At 69.2% G+C, this 16,586-nt stretch carries 20 protein-coding genes and 1 tRNA gene; 12 read left to right on the top strand and 9 right to left on the bottom strand.

Annotated elements, in window-relative coordinates; genetic code table 11:
- Positions 1-109 precede the first annotated feature (109 nt).
- From ACWD3H_RS02380 to ACWD3H_RS02395, 4 genes are read left to right on the top strand one after another with little or no spacing between them, the layout of a single operon-like run.
- Entirely contained in the window at positions 110-631 is a 522-nt protein-coding gene (locus tag ACWD3H_RS02380; protein WP_451953746.1) for a hypothetical protein, read from the top strand.
- Positions 628-1,725, top strand: a complete 1,098-nt coding sequence (locus tag ACWD3H_RS02385) for a peptidoglycan-binding protein (RefSeq protein WP_451953747.1) — start codon at positions 628-630, stop codon at positions 1,723-1,725. The genes ACWD3H_RS02380 and ACWD3H_RS02385 overlap by 4 nt, the downstream gene beginning before the upstream one ends.
- Entirely contained in the window at positions 1,722-2,417 is a 696-nt protein-coding gene (locus tag ACWD3H_RS02390) for an ABC transporter ATP-binding protein (protein ID WP_355555143.1), read from the top strand. The genes ACWD3H_RS02385 and ACWD3H_RS02390 overlap by 4 nt, the downstream gene beginning before the upstream one ends.
- Positions 2,414-3,619 carry an ABC transporter permease gene (locus tag ACWD3H_RS02395; RefSeq protein WP_451953748.1) on the top strand — a complete coding sequence of 402 codons (1,206 nt, stop codon included), beginning with the start codon at positions 2,414-2,416 and terminating at the stop codon, positions 3,617-3,619. The genes ACWD3H_RS02390 and ACWD3H_RS02395 overlap by 4 nt, the downstream gene beginning before the upstream one ends.
- Before the next feature lie 10 nt (positions 3,620-3,629).
- On the opposite strand, the gene ACWD3H_RS02400 is transcribed toward ACWD3H_RS02395, so the two are convergent.
- On the bottom strand, positions 3,630-4,313 hold the full coding sequence (locus tag ACWD3H_RS02400) for an HAD-IA family hydrolase (RefSeq protein ID WP_451953749.1): 684 nt from the start codon (positions 4,311-4,313) through the stop codon (positions 3,630-3,632).
- Between the two features lie 96 nt (positions 4,314-4,409).
- Here ACWD3H_RS02400 and ACWD3H_RS02405 point away from each other — a divergent pair, with 96 nt between their 5' ends.
- A complete protein-coding gene (locus tag ACWD3H_RS02405; RefSeq protein WP_451953750.1) occupies positions 4,410-5,090 on the top strand; it encodes a hypothetical protein in 681 nt (226 codons plus the stop codon).
- A 139-nt stretch (positions 5,091-5,229) separates the two neighbouring features.
- On the opposite strand, the gene ACWD3H_RS02410 is transcribed toward ACWD3H_RS02405, so the two are convergent.
- Positions 5,230-6,495, bottom strand: coding sequence for a serine hydrolase domain-containing protein (locus ACWD3H_RS02410; protein WP_451953751.1), 1,266 nt, complete (start codon positions 6,493-6,495; stop codon positions 5,230-5,232).
- 241 nt (positions 6,496-6,736) lie between these two features.
- Between ACWD3H_RS02410 and ACWD3H_RS02415 the strand changes: the two genes are divergently transcribed.
- Positions 6,737-6,940, top strand: coding sequence for a pectinesterase family protein (locus ACWD3H_RS02415; protein ID WP_451953768.1), 204 nt, complete (start codon positions 6,737-6,739; stop codon positions 6,938-6,940).
- On the opposite strand, the gene ACWD3H_RS02420 is transcribed toward ACWD3H_RS02415, so the two are convergent.
- Entirely contained in the window at positions 6,923-7,252 is a 330-nt protein-coding gene (locus ACWD3H_RS02420; RefSeq protein WP_451953752.1) for a putative quinol monooxygenase, read from the bottom strand. The genes ACWD3H_RS02415 and ACWD3H_RS02420 overlap by 18 nt on opposite strands.
- A 284-nt stretch (positions 7,253-7,536) precedes the next feature.
- On the opposite strand from ACWD3H_RS02420, the gene ACWD3H_RS02425 reads away from it, so the two are divergent.
- Positions 7,537-8,250, top strand: coding sequence for a YqjF family protein (locus ACWD3H_RS02425; RefSeq protein ID WP_355555132.1), 714 nt, complete (start codon positions 7,537-7,539; stop codon positions 8,248-8,250).
- A gap of 7 nt (positions 8,251-8,257) precedes the next feature.
- Here the strand turns inward: ACWD3H_RS02425 and ACWD3H_RS02430 are convergent, their stop codons facing one another.
- From ACWD3H_RS02430 to ACWD3H_RS02455, 6 genes are all read right to left on the bottom strand, one after another.
- Entirely contained in the window at positions 8,258-9,478 is a 1,221-nt protein-coding gene (locus tag ACWD3H_RS02430; RefSeq protein WP_355555130.1) for a cytochrome P450, read from the bottom strand.
- A gap of 28 nt (positions 9,479-9,506) precedes the next feature.
- A complete protein-coding gene (locus tag ACWD3H_RS02435) occupies positions 9,507-10,892 on the bottom strand; it encodes an NAD(P)/FAD-dependent oxidoreductase (protein WP_451953753.1) in 1,386 nt (461 codons plus the stop codon).
- Complete coding sequence (locus ACWD3H_RS02440) at positions 10,889-11,089, bottom strand: ferredoxin (RefSeq protein WP_350913799.1); 201 nt, start codon at positions 11,087-11,089, stop codon at positions 10,889-10,891. The genes ACWD3H_RS02435 and ACWD3H_RS02440 overlap by 4 nt, the downstream gene beginning before the upstream one ends.
- Before the next feature lie 622 nt (positions 11,090-11,711).
- Entirely contained in the window at positions 11,712-12,164 is a 453-nt protein-coding gene (locus ACWD3H_RS02445) for an ATP-binding protein (protein WP_451953754.1), read from the bottom strand.
- 127 nt (positions 12,165-12,291) lie between these two features.
- Positions 12,292-12,681, bottom strand: coding sequence for an STAS domain-containing protein (locus tag ACWD3H_RS02450; RefSeq protein ID WP_355555123.1), 390 nt, complete (start codon positions 12,679-12,681; stop codon positions 12,292-12,294).
- Positions 12,682-12,830: 149 nt separating this feature from the next.
- Positions 12,831-13,184: an STAS domain-containing protein gene (locus ACWD3H_RS02455; RefSeq protein ID WP_451953755.1), complete on the bottom strand. Its 354-nt coding sequence runs from the start codon at positions 13,182-13,184 to the stop codon at positions 12,831-12,833.
- A gap of 280 nt (positions 13,185-13,464) precedes the next feature.
- On the opposite strand from ACWD3H_RS02455, the gene ACWD3H_RS02460 reads away from it, so the two are divergent.
- The 5 genes from ACWD3H_RS02460 to ACWD3H_RS02480 all read left to right on the top strand — a co-directional run bounded on the left by ACWD3H_RS02460 (position 13,465) and on the right by ACWD3H_RS02480 (position 16,508).
- Positions 13,465-13,749, top strand: a complete 285-nt coding sequence (locus ACWD3H_RS02460; protein ID WP_355555119.1) for a GNAT family N-acetyltransferase — start codon at positions 13,465-13,467, stop codon at positions 13,747-13,749.
- Positions 13,750-14,134: 385 nt separating this feature from the next.
- Positions 14,135-14,254 carry a DLW-39 family protein gene (locus tag ACWD3H_RS02465; RefSeq protein WP_211264163.1) on the top strand — a complete coding sequence of 40 codons (120 nt, stop codon included), beginning with the start codon at positions 14,135-14,137 and terminating at the stop codon, positions 14,252-14,254.
- 29 nt (positions 14,255-14,283) lie between these two features.
- A complete protein-coding gene (locus tag ACWD3H_RS02470) occupies positions 14,284-15,021 on the top strand; it encodes an HAD family hydrolase (RefSeq protein ID WP_451953756.1) in 738 nt (245 codons plus the stop codon).
- A gap of 138 nt (positions 15,022-15,159) precedes the next feature.
- Positions 15,160-15,232, top strand: a tRNA-Ala gene (locus tag ACWD3H_RS02475).
- 478 nt (positions 15,233-15,710) lie between these two features.
- The gene (locus ACWD3H_RS02480; protein WP_451953757.1) at positions 15,711-16,508 is read left to right on the top strand and encodes an alpha/beta fold hydrolase; all 798 of its coding nucleotides are present in this window, start codon (positions 15,711-15,713) and stop codon (positions 16,506-16,508) included.
- Positions 16,509-16,586: the final 78 nt, after the last annotated feature.

Raw genomic sequence — 16,586 nt, forward strand, 5'->3', positions numbered from 1 at the left:
CCTCCACGTTAGCGATCGTTCCTGGAAACGCCGGGGAAACACCGCACCCGCTTGCATCACCTCCCGAAGGGCCGGAAACGCTCCGGCCGCGACCAGAGGAGACGACACCATGCGACTGCGGACGCACCATGCGCTGGCGGCACTGCTACTGGCCCTGACCGTGACCGGATGCGGTGCCGCGCCCGAAACCGGCACAGTGGCCTCGGCCGACGGCGGGGCCAAGCAGGCGGGCGGCAGCGCCGCCCCGACCCTGAGCCAGGAGGAGAAGGGCGTGAGGTTCGCCCAGTGCATGCGGGAGAACGGCGTGCCCATGGAGGACCCGGAGGGTGGCCGCATCCAGCTCAAGTTCGACAAGAACAGCGGCGTCGACAGGTCCACGGTGGACAAGGCCATGCAGGCATGTCAGGAGTTCAACCCGCAGGGCGACAGGTCCGGGGCCGCCGACCCCAAGGCGGAGGAGCGAGGCCGCGCCTACGCGGCCTGCATGCGCGAGAACGGTCTGGAGAGCTTCCCCGATCCCAAGCCGGGCCAGCGCGGCATCATGATCACCCCCGAGATCGGTGAGGACCCCGACTTCCCCGCCGCCCAGCAGAAGTGCCAGGACATCATGACGGCCGGCGGCTCGCAGTGACCACGGAGGAGACCCGCCCACGACGTCGCGCGCGCCGCGGTGGAAAGATCGTCCTGGCGATCGTCGCCATGGCCGTGGGCGGCGCGGCCGCCGCCGGCGTGCTGGGCATGGGCGACGGCACCGCGGCCGACGCCCCTGCCACCCGGCTGCCGCCCAAGACCGTCCCGGTGACCAGGCAGACGCTCACCGACACGCACACCGCCGACGGCGCGCTCGGCTACGGCACCACCAGCACCGCCACCAACCGGCTGCCCGGCACCCTCACCCACCTGCCGGGCACCGGCGACCGTGTCACCCGCGGCCGAGCGCTGTACCAGGTGGACGACAGGCCGGTCGTGCTGATGTACGGCACGCTGCCCGCCTACCGGACGATGCGGATCGGCGACGAGGGCCCCGACGTCAAGCAGTTGGAGAGGAATCTGAAGGCGCTGGGCTACACCGGCTTCACGGTCGACGACGAGTACACCTACTCCACCGCCGAGGCCGTCAGACAGTGGCAGGAGGACCGGGGTCTGGAGGAGAGCGGCGAGGTCGAACTCGGCCGGGTGATGTTCGCCCCCGGCGCGATCCGCGTCGACAGCCTCCAGGCGGGAGAGGGCGACCCGACGGGCCCGGGACGCAAGGTGCTGACCTACTCCGGCACGGCCAAGGCCGTCACCGTCGAACTCGACGCCTCCGAGCAGCGACTGGCCAAAAAGGGCGGCAAGGTCACCGTCACGCTCCCCGACGACACCACCATCGGCGGCCGCGTCAAGGAGGTGTCCACCGTGATCAAGCCGGGCGGCCAGGGCCAGAGCCCCACGACCAGCGTGGAGGTGGTCGTCGAGCTGCGCGGTGGGAAGGCGCAGAAGGCGGCCGCCGCCTACGCCATGGCCTCGGTCGATGTCACCTTCACCGCGGGCAGGCGCAAGGACGTGCTGACCGTCCCGGTCGCCGCGCTGCTGGCGCTGCGGGAGGGCGGCTTCGGCGTCGAGATCGTCAACGGCTCGACGTCCTCCTACGTCCCGGTCACGACGGGCCTGTTCGCGGCCGGCCGGGTGGAGATCTCCGGTGACGGGATCACCGAGGGAGTCGTCGTGGGGATGCCGAAGTGATCTCGCTGAGCGATGTGACGAAGGTCTATCCCGGCGGCGTCACCGCGCTGGCCGGCGTCTCACTGGACATCGGCGCCGGCGAGCTCGTCGCCATCGTGGGCCCCTCGGGCTCGGGCAAGTCCACCATGCTCAACGTGCTCGGCACCCTGGACCGACCCACCACGGGCAGCGTGCGCATCGACGGCTACGAGGTGGGCAGGCTCGGTGACGCCGGGTTGTCGGCGCTGCGGGCCACCCGGATCGGCTTCGTCTTCCAGCAGTTCCACCTCGCCGCGCGCGTCACGGCGCTGGACAACGTGGCCGACGGGCTGCTCTACTCCGGCCTGCGGCCGGGCGAGCGGCGGCGCAGGGCGGCGGCGGCGCTGGAGCGGGTCGGGCTGGGCCACCGGATGGACCATGAGCCGCACGAGCTGTCCGGCGGCGAGCGCCAGCGCGTCGCGGTGGCGCGGGCGGTGGCGGGCGACCCCCCGCTCCTGCTGGCCGACGAGCCGACCGGCAACCTCGACTCCGCCTCGGGGGCCGGGGTGATGGAGCTGATGCGCGGCCTGCACGCGGGAGGCACCACCGTGGTGATCATCACGCACGACCGGGAGATCGCCGAGTCACTGCCCCGCCGGGTGCGGATGCGCGACGGCCGCGTGACCTTCGACAGCGCGCGGCCCGAGGCCGCGGTCTCGGAGGTGGGTCGATGACCGCCGAGATGCTGCGACCGGCCAGGATGTGGCCGCGCGATGTGCTCAAGGTGGGCGTGGTGGGCCTGCGCACCCGGCCGATGCGGGCGTTCCTGTCCGCGCTGGGGATCGCCATCGGCATCTCCGCGATGGTCGCCGTGGTCGGCATCTCGTCCTCCTCGCGTGCCGATCTGGACCGCACCCTGTCCGAGCTGGGCACCAACCTGCTGACCGTCTCGCCCGGTACGACGATGACCGGCGAGCAGGCCAGGCTGCCGGCCGAAGCCGAGGCGATGGTGGGCAGGATCGCTCCGGTGGAGTCGGTCTCGGCCATCGGGCGGGTGGCCGACGCCGACGTCTACCGCACCGGAAAGATCCCCAAGGCGGAGACGAACGGGATCGCGACCTACGCCACGCGGACCGAGCTGCCCGCCACCGTCGGGGCCGAGATCCGTAGCGGTACCTGGCTCAACGCCGCCACCGCCTCCTATCCGGCGACGGTGCTGGGCGCGGTCACCGCGCAACGCCTCGGGATCGGCCACGCGGGGCCCGACACCCAGGTAATGGTCGGCGGGGTGTGGTTCACCGTTGTCGGCATCCTGGCCCCGGCGCCGCTGGCGCCCGAACTGGACACCGCGGCACTGGTCGGCTGGCCGGTGGCCGAGTCCAGGCTGGGCTTCGACGGCCGCCCGACCGTCGTCTACACCCGCTCGCGGGACGCGGAGGTGGAGGCGGTGGCTCAGGTGCTCGGCGCCACCGCCAACCCGGAGGCCCCCAACGAGGTCGACGTGTCGCGTCCCTCCGACGCGCTGGCCGCCAAGCAGGCCGCCGACGCGGCCTTCACCGGGCTGCTGCTCGGCGTGGGCGGGGTGGCGCTGCTGGTCGGCGGGGTCGGGGTGGCCAACACCATGGTCATCTCGGTGCTGGAACGGCGCGGCGAGATCGGCCTGCGCCGCTCCCTGGGGGCGACCAAGGGGCAGATCCGCACCCAGTTTCTCGCCGAGTCGCTGCTGCTGTCGGCGCTGGGCGGGATCGCGGGCGCGCTGCTGGGCGTGGCGGTCACGGCGGGATACGTCACCTCGGTGTCGTGGCCCGTGGTGATCCCGGCGTGGGCGGTGCTCGGCGGGATGGGCGCCACGCTGGTCATCGGCGTGCTGGCCGGCCTGTACCCGGCGATCCGCGCCTCCCGCCTGTCGCCCACCGAGGCGCTGACGCAGCCGTAGCGGCGCTCGACTACGACGGGGAGACCGGCCCGTGGCCGCCGTCGAGCAGCGGGGCAAGAGCCTCATGGAGATCGTCGGGGCTCCGGAAGTGCACGGCCGTCATCCCCAGTTTCCGAGCGGCCTCGACGTTCTCCAGCCGGTCGTCGGTGAACAGGCACCGGTCCATCGGCACACCGGCGTGTTCGGCGGCGATCTCGTAGATCCGCCGATCGGGCTTCGCCACCCCGACCCGGGCGCTGCTGACCACGGCGTCGAAGGCGTAGCGCAGGCCGAGTAGGTCGAGGTCGTCCTCCAGCCGGGTGGTCGCGTTCGTGACCAGCACGACGGGAACCTTGGCCTGTGCCCGTTCCAGCAGCCCCCGGACGACCTCGTCCACCCGGAACCCGGTGTTGACGAACGCCGCACCGAGCTGCCGGGCGTGATCGGCGGAGAGAGGCAGCGCGGTGAGCGCCGTGACGATCGACGCCTCCCACTCCGCACAGGTGATCTTCCCGAGTACGGCGGGTCCCAGCAGCTCGGGCGAGAGCGCGACCCTGGCCATCGTCCCCGGCTCCAGCCCGAAGGCACTCTCCAGCCGCGCCCGCTCGGCACCGTCGTGCAGGCGCAGCACTCCGTCGAAATCGCACAGCACCGCGCCGTACGGGGGCCGCCGCAGGTCGTTCACGTCACGCGAGGTCCGGGAGTCAGAAGACATTTCGTCATGATGCCGGGTCCGTCTCCCCAGAAGCACGGAAATTTCCAAACATGACCCCATGGCGAACCATCGCGGGGAGGGGTACGTCATGAGGGCATGAGACATCGGCTACTCGTCGTTCTGCTTCTGCTGACCGGGATCCTCGTGATCGCTCCCGGTACGGCATGTGCCTGCTCCTGCGCTCTCCTCGAACCGGCCGAGCAGGTGAAGGGGGCGGCGATCGTCTTCACCGGGACGGTGGTGGCCGCCCGCCGGGTCGAAGGAGACCCGCTCGGTCCCCCACCGCCGGTCGTCTACACCTTCCGGGCCGACCAGATCTACAAGGGGAAGGCGAGCGCCGAGTTCGAGGTGGCCACCAACGCCGACAGCGCCGCGTGCGGATACAACTTCGTCACCGGGTCGCGGTACCTGGTGTTCGCCGCCGCCGGCCAGTCGGGCCTGCTCACGGTCGATCCGGGGGTGGCACTGAACACCTCGCTCTGTGCCGGTAACCTGCTGGTCAGCCCGGGTGATGCCGCGTTGCGTGCCGGGGACGACCTGCCGAGCGGGGAGTCGCTCGCCGCGGAACTCGTCACCGCTCTCGGTACGGCGACCCCACCCCCGGCGACCCCGCCCTCGACGGCCGTCGCCACTCCTGCACCGGACGCCTCCGGCAGCGGCGGCCAGCCGATCCCGATCTGGATCTACGCGGGGGTGGCCGTGACGGGCGCCGGCCTCACCTTCACCGGGTGGCGGTTCTCCCGGCGGCGCGGACGGAACAGGCGCCTGCCGGACTAGGCGTACCGACCGGGCGGGCCGGTGACGCGACCGAAGGATGCCTCGCGACGGACGGGAAGATCCACAGAACACCATGCGGTCGTCATGGTGCGGGCCGCCTCCCTGGGATACGGGCTCGCCCGGGGAGGCGGCACAGGGCTCAGAGGCCGTAGGTGGAGAACAGGTTGGTGGTCGGCCAGGTGGTGACCGCGTTCGCGGCCTTGTGCAGCAGGGAGTCGATGTCGCCGTAGCCGAGGCCCGAGGGGTCGTCACGCTGGTCGAACAGCACCACCCAGCTCAGCCCGTCGTACCTGCGGACCATGAGGGTCGAGGTGCCGGGCAGCGACCCGGTGTGCCAGGTGTTCATGCCGCCGGTGACCGGGCGCACCTGCCAGCCCAGACCGTAGTACCAGCCGTCCGCGTTGACCCCGATGGACGGCTTGGCGAACGTCCTGGTGATGGACGCCGCGGTGAGCGGTCCCGCGCCGTCGAAGATCGTGCTGAACTTCGCCAGGTCGACGGCGGAGGAGAGCCAGCCGCCGTGCGCGGCCATGTTCTCGATGTTGAAGCTCCCGTAAGGGGCGGGCACCACGGTGCCGGAGGTGTCGAGCACCGTCGCCCCGGTCTTCCCGGAGAAGTACGGAGCCTCCGTCGACCGCCTCTGGCTCTTCGCGGATCTGCCGAGCGCCATCCGCTTGATCTTGACGGCGCCGAGGACCTTCTGCTGTACATAGTCGGCGTACGACAGGCCGCTGACCTTTTCGATGATCTTCTCAAGCAGCAGGTAGCCGTAGTTCGAGTAGGCGTACCTCGTTCCGGGGGCGTGGTCGAGCGGGCGCCTGCTCGACCACTCGATGACGTTGGCCTGGCTCACGGGCAGGGACACCCCGAGCAGCTTCGCGACGGCCCGGTCCTGGAACATCGGGTCCGAGGAGATCGCGCTGTCCCAGCCGCCCAGGTGCTGCAGCAGGTGGAGCACGGTGACGGCGCCGAGCCGGGCGTCGGCGGCGGTGCTCAGGCCGAGCAGTGGCGCCACCCGGGCGGACAGGCTCAGTTTCCCGTCCTGGACGAGCTTCGTCACCGCGGTCGCGGTGACCGGCTTGCTGAGGCTGGCGACGCGGAACAGCGAGGTGGGGCCTGCCTGGAACGTGGTGTCCGCGGTCCAGTTGTAGCCACGGGCCAGCATCAGCTTGCCCTTGCGCACCACGGCCAGGGACGCGTGCGGGATGGCACGTGCCTGCATGAAACTTTTCAGGGTGCTGTCGAAGGACGCCAGCCCCGAGGTGCTCTTCCCGGTGACCGTCCAGACGGGGGCGGTCGTCTGGCCTGACGTGGTGGCGGCGAATCCCGGACGAGCCTGCGTGGCGGCGACTCCGGCCGCCGCGGTGCCCGCGAGCAGCCTGAACGTGTCCCTACGGGTCAACATCCCAGATCCCCCGATCTTTGAGGTCATGACAAGATCGGGATCTTACGGGAAATCAGCTCATATTGGTTGGAGATAGGGCGGATAGGTCCGAACTCCCGCTGTTGACATCGTTGTCAAGCCTCTCCAACTTGCAGATGGTCTTGTACGCGGAAGCTGTTCACATGTGTGACCATGTCGTCCCAGAGTCCGTTGTTCGGCCGACGTCAGATGCCGGCCGGGACCGCCGCCCTCCCACCCGGAGATCACCGCGACGCAGGCCGTCGCGGTGAAGGTGATGGGCGATCTTTCGTTCTTTGAGGCGTGCCGTTTCCTCGGTCATCAGGACACGCTGTACGCCGACACCCTCAGCCTGGCCGCCTTCGCCGGGCAGACCACCCGCACCTGTCTCGGCGACTGGAGGCCGTCAACGATCGGTGATCATCTCTGGTCAGCCCTGGGCCGGTGACAGTTCCGCCATCTGCGACCAGCCCTCGCCGGGTACCTCGACGTTGATGATCTCCGGCGTCTTCGTGATCAGCTCGGGCATCCAGGCCATGGCGGTCCTGAAGTGCTCCGAGTTCACGTGCGCCTCGCCTGCCGCGGGCGAGGCGAACGCCTCCAGCAGGACGAACTGGCCGGGCACCTCGACGCTCCTGGACCATTCGAAGAAGACGTTCCCGGGCTCGCTGCGGGTGGCCTGGGTGAAGTCGTCGACGAGCGAGAGCCACTCCTCGGCCCGCTCGGGACGGACCGTGAACTTGACGGCGATGAAGATCATGAGTTGTTCCCTGTCGAGAGTCGAGGCGAGTCTTCCTCGCCTGCGGTCATGGCGTGAGGCAGGTGTGCGGCGCCATGGCCAAGATAAGCGAGTGGATGCCGGGGCGGAGGAACCCACTCGCCGTGAGCCCGCCTCGGTCGGCGGCGGGATCGCCGCGCAGCGCATGCGCGGCTCCCAACCGGGAAGACCGGCACATGACGGGCGACGAGACCTGGCTCAGGAACCTCACCGTCCCGGACGCCGCCGTCACGTGAGCACCGTCGTCACTCGACAAGGAGCAGACCATGCAGGCTCCTCCGTCCCTGCGCGTGGCCCGGCCGGTCATGTACCACCGCTGGTCCGAGATGACCTTCATGCACTGGCGGTACCCACCCGCCGAGATCCAGCGGCTGCTGCCGGCCGGACTCACGGTGGACACCTTCGACGGCGCCGCCTGGGTCGGCCTCACCACCTTCCTGATGGAGGACGTACGGGCGCCGCACTCGCCGGCCCTGCCGTGGCTGTCGCGATTCCCCGAGACCAACGTGCGCACGTACGTACGAGATGACCGGGGGCGCGACGGCGTCTGGTTCCTGTCGCTGGACGCCGGGCGCCTGCTCGCGGTGCTCGGCGCGCGGGTCGTCTACCGGCTGCCCTACTTCTGGTCCGGCATGTCCGTCCGCGCGGACGGTGAGCGGCGCGGTTACCGCTGCCGCCGCCGGGCCGGGCCGGCGGGCGCGCGATGCGACGCGGACGTGGAGATCGGTCCGCCGCTCGCGGAGCCGGAGCGCGACGAGTTGGCGCACTTCCTGACCGCCCGCTACCGGCTGTTCACCACGGTCGCGGGCCGGACGGCCCACGCCGAGATCGAGCACCCCGACTGGCCGCTGCGCCACGCCCGGCTGATCCGCCTGGAGGAGGACCTCCTCCAGGCGGGCGGGCTCACCGCCCCGGACGGCGCCCCCGTACTGCACGCCTCATCCGGGGTGCCGGTGAGGATCGGGATGTGGAGCCGGTGACCACCCGTCATCCCTGCCTGACCAGCAGGTGGCGCGGGCCGCGCAGGACCGCGCTCTGCCGGTACGGGGGCGGGTCGGCGACGAGCCGGGGATTCTCCAGGTGGCGTACCAGCCCGTTCAGTGCGATCTGCGTCTCCAACCGGGCCAGGGGGGCGCCGAAGCACAGATGGATGCCGCTGCCGAAACCGAGGTGCCGGTTGTCCTGCCGATCGGGGTCGAACCGGTCGGGGTCACGGAAGTACGCGGGGTCGCGGTTGCCGGAGGCGAGCATGAGCGTGATCCGCGAGCCCTTCGGGATGGTGACGCCCGCGACGGTGAGGTCGCTGTAGGCGGCCCGCCAGGGGATGATGTGCACCGGAGGTTCGTAGCGCAGCAGTTCCTCGACCGTCCGGATGATCATCTCAGGCTCACGGCGCAGGCGCTCCAGCACATCGGGGTGGCGCAGCAGGGTCAGCACGCCGTTGGTGATCAGATTGACCGTCGTCTCGTGACCCGCGATGAGCAGCAGGTTGGCGGTGCTGACGATCTCCTCGTCCGTCATGCGCCCGTCGGGGCCCTCGTCGCTCGCCAGCCGGGACAGCAGGTCGTCGCCCGGTGGCCGGCCGCGGCGGCTCTCCAGGAGCTCGGCGAGATAGTGCCTGAGGTCCTTGCGGGCCTGCACGCCCTCCCGCAGGCGTTCCTGAGGGTCCGTCGCGGGGTCGAAGTCGAGCAGCGCGACGATCGCCTCGACCCACCGGTGGAATCGCGGCTCGTCCTCGCGGGGCACGCCGAGCAGGTGGCAGATCACGGTGACCGGGAAGGGATAGGCGAAGTCGTCCACGACGTCGATCTGGTCCCTGCCCGCCAGGTTCTCGATCAGGCCGGTGACGATGGCGGCCAGGTCGGGTCGCATGTCGTCTATCAGCGTGGGTGAGTGCGGGGGGCCGAAGTGCCGCATCGCCATGCGGCGCAGCCGGTCGTGCTGCGGCGGGTCGAGGCCGATGAACGCCGGTGGGTCCCCGCGCTCGGCGAGGGCGGGCCCCGGGTGTTCGAGGCTGTGCGCGTCGGAGCTGAGGTGCGGGTCGTGCAGCAACGTGCTGATCTCCCGGTAGGTGCTGACAACGTAGTCGCCGTCCTCCTGCCGGGCCACCGGCCTCCTGCGCAGTTCCGCGTAGAGCGGGTACGGGTCGGCCCGGTTGGAGTAGTCGAGGATCCGCTGGAGAGTGCTGGGCGCCTGAGCGACTGTCATGACCGCTTCTCCTAAGGTTTGCCCGGGTTCAACGGCCCGGCCGTGCGAACGCCACGCGCCGCTCGCTCGGCTCGTGGCCGGTGACCATGACGGTGGCTCCGTGGGTGATGATGAGGGGATCCGGGAAGCGGGCGGGGACCGGCTTCATGTCGGCGGGCTGGTCGGGGGTGGGGCAGGAGGGCGGGAAGGGGGCCGCCGTCTCGATCAGCTGCCGGTAGTGGTCGAGCCATTTGGCGTTGTCGAAGCTGACGGCCGCGATGACCCTGCCGCGGTACCCGTAGGCCGCGACAAACCGGCGCTCTTCCACCGCCCCCTGGGTGACGGTGATCTCGTCCGCCATGATCGGAACACCGACGGACTTGATGTTGACGCCGAACTGCATGGACCAGAACGTCGGCATGGACAGGTGCGGCCAGCGGTCGGTCGGAGGGCTGACCATGTTGTGCGCCGCGACCTGGGCCTGCTCCACCGCGTTGGCCCAGTGCTCCAGCGACAGGAACCGGTACTCGTAGACCGGGTGCGGGCAGCGCGCCACGTCCCCGGCGACGAAGACGTCATCGGTGACCAGGCCGTTGATGTCGAACGCCCGGCACCCCGAGTCGCAGGCCACCCCCCAGCGGCCGGCGGCCAGCCCCGAGTCCTGTAGCCACTCGGTGTTGCGCACACCGCCGAGCGCGACCACCACCACGTCGGCGTCGATCGTCTCTCCATCGGAGAAGTGAGCGCGGCGCACCTGCCCGTCGCCCTCCAGCCGGGTGACCCGGACACCGCAGCGCAGGTCGACGCCGTGCGCACGCTGGAGGTCCGCGGCGATCGAGCCGATCATGCTGCCGAGTGCTCCCACCAGCGGGGCCTCGGCGACCTCGGCGACGGTCACCGGTATATCGCGCTCGCGGCAGACGGAGGCGATCTCGGAACCGGCGAATCCGGCCCCGATGACGAGCACCCGGCCGGGCCCGGCGTCCAGCCGCTCCCGCAGGCGACCGGAGTCGTCGCGGGTGCGGACCACGAACACGCCGTCCAGTGCGGCCTCGGCCTCGTCGGGCCAGGACCTGGCACGTACCCCGGTGGTGATCAGCAACCTGTCGTAGGGAACCTCCCGCCCGTCCGCGAGCCACACCCGCTTGCCGGCGAGGTCCAGCCCCGAGGCGGCCACGCCGAGCAGCCACTCCGCGCCGATCTCGCGGCGCCGGGGTAGCGCGGTGCCGTCCGCGGGTACCCAGCCGGTCAGGACCTGCTTGGAGAGCGGAGGCCGGTCGTAGGGCTCGCACGCCTCGTCCCCGATGAGGGTCAGCGATCCGGTGAAGCCCTCGTCGCGCAGCGCCTCCGCGGCTCTCAGCCCCGCGAGGGAGGCGCCGACGATCACGATGCGGCCGTCACGCCTGAACGCCTTCAGGCTCTGCTCGCTGCTCATGACGGTCCAGGTGTCTCGACCAGGATCGCCTGGACCGGGCAGGCGGCGGCCGCACGCAGGACCTGGTCCCGCTGCGCGTCGTCGGGGCTGGAGTGGAACGCGAGTGCCTCCTCACCCTGCATCCGGAACGCGTCCGGGGCCAGGAAGGCGCACTGGGCATACCCCTGGCAGCGCGCCAGGTCGACGACAACCCTCATAAGGACCATCCCTTCCGAGCCCGAACACGGTTGAGTAAGGCGCGAGGGGAGCCAGGACGGTTTTCCGTGGGTCGGGCCTACCGTGAACCCGGCCCGGGGCGATGCCGCGGCACGTCCTCACATGCCGTCGGCGGCCGCCACGGTTCCGCGGAGAACGGTCAGGGAAAACAGCGAGGTAATGCGCTGACCTGGCTAAACGAGCGTATCGCGGACATCGGGACGGAGCATCGCCCTTCTGCCAGCGGGTGGTCAAGGATTGCGTACGAGCCGACCTCTCCGGTTCGGCCGGAACGCTCAGGATGGCTGACGGTCGTGAGGACGGTCCCGGTGCGCCCCCCAACGCGTCGGTGACCCCTTTGCGGGCGGTGATGCCCGGTTGGTCGGCAGCCCGGGATCGGGGCCGTCAGCAGGTCCAGACCCGTCTGCCAGAGGTAGAGGTGTTTAGCCCAGCACACTCCGGTAGTGCCGGGTGACCATTCCTGGGGATCGTTTCCGGACACGCACATCTTCCGGAGAGACGAGAAAAGGCCCGGCGGTGATCGGCCGGACCCTGACGAGGGGCCGTGGCGGGTTTCCGGTGGACCCTCGCGTCACGGGGCTTGGGGCCCATGACGATCGAGGCTCAGAACGCGGCCCGGACCTCTTCCTGACCGGGGTCTTCGTGGCTGAGCGCCCCGATCCGCGCCGATGGGGAGCGCAGGTCCATCCGCAGGCGGACCCGGGAGCCTCCGGCGATCTGCTCGATGGTGAACTCGTCGCACAGCTGGGTCATCAGCCACAGGCCGAAACCTCGAACGGTGCCCGCGGGGCGTTTCGCCGGGATGTGCTCGGTGGCCAGGAGCCCCACGGTGTCGGTGACGTCGATGGTCAGGTGGCTCTCGTCCTGCCAGACGTCCACGGCGCCCTTGCCACCGCCGTGCTCCAGGACGTTGATGACCGCCTCGTTGGTGGCGAGGAGGAGGTCGTTCAGGCGTTCGCCCCGCAGGCCGGCCTGGGTGGCGTGATGGTGGAGACGTTCTCGCAACGCGCTGAGATCCTCGTCGATCGGCCAGTGCTGGCCGTGGTCGCCGATCACGACACCCCCTTGACGTCGCCTTGTCTGGCAGTCACCGGGGGACGAGCCGACTTGCTCCAGAATCAGGGCGTTGCAGATGAGTTACACGATGCTAGACACCTGCCCGATCGTTGCCAACTTACGACGGTCATCCACCGTGAATATCCGGGGCGGACTGCTGTGGTCGCAGTGCCTTGACGGCGTCGGCGACGGTGGGCTGGATGCCGAAGGCCTGGGCGAGTCCGGTCAGGTGGAGGATTCGTTTCAGGCGGGGGTGCGGATTGGCCAGGACGATGCTGCCTCCGCGGTCCTGGACGATCTTGCGGGTGTTCAGGAATTGCTGGATTCCCGTGGAGTCGCAGAAGGTCAGATCGGTCAGGTCTATGACAAGGTCACCCCGGTCCTGGCCGATGGCCTGGTGCAGGTCGTGACGGAACCGCTCGGCATTGGTGTAGTCGAGCTCGCCGGCCAGGCTCAGCAGGACCATCTCCTTTACCGAGGGGTCGGACACATCGGTCACGCGGACGGCAGCGCTCACGGGTACACCTCTGTGGACGGTCGAGGGGAGGGAAGGCGGCCGGATGCCGCCGCCGGGTCGCGGTTACCTCAAGTCTGGAGCCGGCCGGTGCTCAGCTTGAGATCCTCCGAATTTCTCTAGAGGACTTTTACGCTACAGCCGAGGAGTGATCAGTTGTTATCCCACTGACGGATACGTTCTCCGGACCTGTTGTCGAGCACCTCCGCCCAGCCACAGAGCTCGGCGATCCGCCACGCGTGCGGCTGGAGCCCCCTGACGACCAGCCTGCGGTCGCCCGCCATCCCGAACGCGATCTCCGCCAGCACCCGCAGACCGCCCACGTCGACGAAGTCGACACCCTGGAGATCGGCATACAGATCGCCGCGGGTGCGCTCCGCCGCCATGGCGAGGGCCTGCACCAGGACGTGCCGCGTACAGAGGTCGATCTCTCCCTCGCAGCGTAGGCCGCCCGGCAGATCGGTGAAGAGAACGCGCAGTGAGCCGTGGCTGACCTCACCTACCATTGTGATCACCTTCTGGGTGGGGCATGAGGGTCAGTCAACGTCTGTCGTGACGGCGCAGGTGTGTCGGCTGATCGCCATGAGGCATCGGCGGTGCCGGTACCTGCTCTCATCATCCTTCAGCTGGGCGCCTTTTGGTATGGTTTGCCGGTTTCGTGTTTCGGTGCGCAGAAACCAGTCGGCCATCGCGTCCGCCGAAGATCTGCACACATGGGAATGAACGTCTCGCGGAATCGGCTGAAGAGGGAACCGTCGTACGGCGGTCTGGCAAAGGAGAACCTCCATGCAGGTGGATGTCAAGCTCTCCCCCGGTGGCGATTCCTTCGTGGCGACGGTGGACGGCAGGCGCGCGGGGCGGCTGGAGCTCGTCCGGCGTGACGGGGTCATCGTCTATCCCCACACCAAGGTCGAGCCGGAGTACGAGGGCAACGGGGTGGGATCCGCACTCGTCCGCACCGCGTTGGACGCGGCCCGCGCCGAAGAGGCCAAGGTCGCGCCTCTCTGCTGGTTCGTCAGGGAATGGATAGATCGTCACCCCGACTACGCCGATCTTGTTCAGGGCGCCTGACCGATCCATAGCGAGAGGGTTTGGGACATTCGCGCCCCCCGGTAATCGCGCCGGAGCGAGCGGACATGCTGGTCACCGCGATGTCCGGGCAGAAACCTTCCTGGCGGCCGGTGACCGGAACTTTCGGGCGGATGGAGCGGCCCGCTCCGGGGGTTATCGTAAGAACGCGGGCGGTTTTGCAACAGGATTCATGGCAGATTGTGATCATCGGATCGCGAGTCGTGCGGGATGATAGTGACAATTACCCGGTTAGCGTAGATCGGCTGTGACGCTTGTCATGCGGACCAGGTCATGGCCCGATCCCTTGCTAGGCTGCAGGGAACCGTTCGAACCGGGCGTTGTCTCACCCCGGCAGGTGAGACTTCTCAAGAAGTGGGGTCACACCGTGAAGAAGTTGCTCGTTCTGGCGCTCGTCGCCCTCGGGGGGCTGCTGGTCTGGCGCAAGGTGCAGGCCGACCGCGCCGAGCTCGACCTGTGGACCGAGGCCACCGGCAGCGAGAACTGACAGACGCGGCTACCGATTCGGGTGCTTTCATGGTCCTTGCCCAAGATGGAGTAAAGCCCATCAGGCTTGTCTGCCTGGATCTGCCAGGCACCACGATCGGTGACGTCGCCATGGTTGAGCGGGCGTTCGCCGAGGCGATCGCCACGCAGGGCATCGTGCCCGGGACCGGTGCGTACGCTCGTGCCATGGTGCACGTGCACCGGTCCCGGGGATGCTCCAAGATCGATGTCTTCCGGGGGATCTTCCCGGACAACGAGGCCCAGGCCCAGGCGGCCAATCTGACCTTCGAGCGCTCCTACGAGGGCGCCATCGGACGCGCGGGCCTGGTTCCACTGCCCGGAATCGTCGAGGCGCTCGACAAGCTCCGCGGTGCCGACGTCAAGATCTGCCTCACCACCGGCTTCAGCCGTGTCACGCTCGGCCGCGTGCTGGCTGCCCTGAGCTGGTCCGACAGGCTCGATCTGGCCCTGTGCCCCGAGGACACCGGCCGTGGCCGTCCGATGCCCGACCTGGTGCTCGCCACGGTCATGCGACTCGGTATCGAGGACGTACGCCAGGTCGCCGTCGTCGGGGACTCCGAGAGCGAGATGCTCTGCGGCCGCCGTGCCGGCGCGGCGGTGGTCGGCGGCGTCCTGACCGGTGTCCACAGCAGGGAACGCCTCCTCAACGGGGGAGCCACTCACATCCTCGACTCCATCGCGGATCTCCCCGGACTTCTCCTTGACGGCGCGCCCGCCGAGTCCCCCCTGGCCACCGCCGCCCACTGATCCTCGTCCCGCTCGAAGCCCGTCCGCTCGGAGCCATCCGACACGACGCCGCGCACGGATTCAATTGGCGTAGGAGCGGTTTCTGTTGCTACGGTGTACGACTGAAGCAGGTCGTCTCCAGGCGCCGGCTTGAATCTCGGGGCCTTAGCTCAGTTGGCAGAGCGCCTGCTTTGCAAGCAGGATGTCAGGAGTTCGAATCTCCTAGGCTCCACTCCCTCTCGGACAGACAAAAGCCCAGGTCAGGCGTGTCGCCTTAACCTGGGCTTTGATCTTCACTCGGCCCTTTTTCGCTCCCGTGCCCGTTGCGTGCCCGATCCCTTTCAAGGCGGCGGCGCGGTGCGCCGCCGCACGGCCCTCCCACCGCCCGCCGTCCGGGCGTGCGGCGTGGGCGCCGGTCTCGAACGGCGGCGGGAATCGGCCCGCCCGCCGACCGTCGGCCCCGCCGTACCTATCAACGCACCGCACCAGGCCGCACCGCCGCAAGGCATCACCACCTCTCGTAAGGGCGATGAGGAAGCCGACCTATGCGAGTGCTCCACGATCGCACCGTCTGATCGTCAGAGGCGTTGACCAGCTACGACCCATCCGCGGCAATCGCACGAGTGTGATCATGCCTGCCCATGCTGAGGCCCTCGGTCATGCGTCAACCTCAGTTGACATCAACATGATTGTCAATCTAAATTGACATCATGGAGTGGGATGAGAGACCTGGAAACAACGATGTCCCGACGCCGATGATGGTCGATGTAGGCGATCACGCGCTCTGCGCACAGGTCCGCGGGAAAGGCCCTACCGTGGTTCTCGACTGCGGCGGCTCAGGCCAGGGCATAGGCGGCTGGGGAGAGGACCTGGAGCGCATGTTAGCCGAGCGGGCCACCGTGGTGACCTACGACCGGGCCGGCGTTGGCCGCTCCGGCGGATCGCAGGCCCATACCGTCACCGAGATGGCCGACGACCTGCGCCGACTTCTTCACGCCCTGCATTTTGAACTGCCAGTGGTGTTCGTAGGCTGGTCCTACGGCGGGCTCGTCACCCAGTTCTATGCCACCCGCTATCCCAGTGACGTGGCGGGACTGGTCTTCGTGGATCCAACCGCCAGCGGAACCCCGCCAGGCTCAGCGCTCGTACGCGACCTGTCGTTCCTTCTTGCCCCACGGCTACTGCGCCTGCGTGCGATGTTCGGCGGCACCAACGCGCAGCCGCTGCGCGAACTGGCCGTCACTCTGACCGGGATGCAGAACGCCATGCGCGAGGTCGCTCAGGAGAGCGGGTTGCCGCCTGTGCCCATCCGCGTGATCATGGCGGGCAGGCGGCCATGGATGCCCAAAGCGCATCTGGAGCATCTGAAAGCCGACCATTGCGCTCTGGCCGGCCAGTCCCCGCACGGGCAGGTGATGGTCGCCAAGCGGGCCAGTCACCAGATTCCGTTTGAGCAACCCGAGATCATCATTCAGGCAGTCGACGAGGTGCTAGTAGGGCTTGGTTAGGTGGGGATGGGCTGGGCGTGTCTGGGTAATGTGCGGCGGCAGGTGGGGCAGATCCCGGCCCAGCAGGCCAGCAGCAAC

This window comes from Streptosporangium sp. NPDC002607 (assembly GCF_053592655.1).

Coding starts and splice junctions, on each gene's coding strand:
- ACWD3H_RS02470 (WP_451953756.1), top strand. CDS start 14,284: ATGGTCCTTGCCCAAGATGGAGTAAAGCCCATCAGGCTTGTCTGCCTG.
- ACWD3H_RS02460 (WP_355555119.1), top strand. CDS start 13,465: ATGCAGGTGGATGTCAAGCTCTCCCCCGGTGGCGATTCCTTCGTGGCG.
- ACWD3H_RS02410 (WP_451953751.1), bottom strand. CDS start 6,495: ATGTTGACCCGTAGGGACACGTTCAGGCTGCTCGCGGGCACCGCGGCG.
- ACWD3H_RS02455 (WP_451953755.1), bottom strand. CDS start 13,184: ATGGTAGGTGAGGTCAGCCACGGCTCACTGCGCGTTCTCTTCACCGAT.
- ACWD3H_RS02425 (WP_355555132.1), top strand. CDS start 7,537: ATGCAGGCTCCTCCGTCCCTGCGCGTGGCCCGGCCGGTCATGTACCAC.
- ACWD3H_RS02400 (WP_451953749.1), bottom strand. CDS start 4,313: ATGTCTTCTGACTCCCGGACCTCGCGTGACGTGAACGACCTGCGGCGG.
- ACWD3H_RS02395 (WP_451953748.1), top strand. CDS start 2,414: ATGACCGCCGAGATGCTGCGACCGGCCAGGATGTGGCCGCGCGATGTG.
- ACWD3H_RS02405 (WP_451953750.1), top strand. CDS start 4,410: ATGAGACATCGGCTACTCGTCGTTCTGCTTCTGCTGACCGGGATCCTC.
- ACWD3H_RS02430 (WP_355555130.1), bottom strand. CDS start 9,478: ATGACAGTCGCTCAGGCGCCCAGCACTCTCCAGCGGATCCTCGACTAC.
- ACWD3H_RS02420 (WP_451953752.1), bottom strand. CDS start 7,252: ATGATCTTCATCGCCGTCAAGTTCACGGTCCGTCCCGAGCGGGCCGAG.
- ACWD3H_RS02480 (WP_451953757.1), top strand. CDS start 15,711: ATGGAGTGGGATGAGAGACCTGGAAACAACGATGTCCCGACGCCGATG.
- ACWD3H_RS02380 (WP_451953746.1), top strand. CDS start 110: ATGCGACTGCGGACGCACCATGCGCTGGCGGCACTGCTACTGGCCCTG.
- ACWD3H_RS02440 (WP_350913799.1), bottom strand. CDS start 11,089: ATGAGGGTTGTCGTCGACCTGGCGCGCTGCCAGGGGTATGCCCAGTGC.
- ACWD3H_RS02435 (WP_451953753.1), bottom strand. CDS start 10,892: ATGAGCAGCGAGCAGAGCCTGAAGGCGTTCAGGCGTGACGGCCGCATC.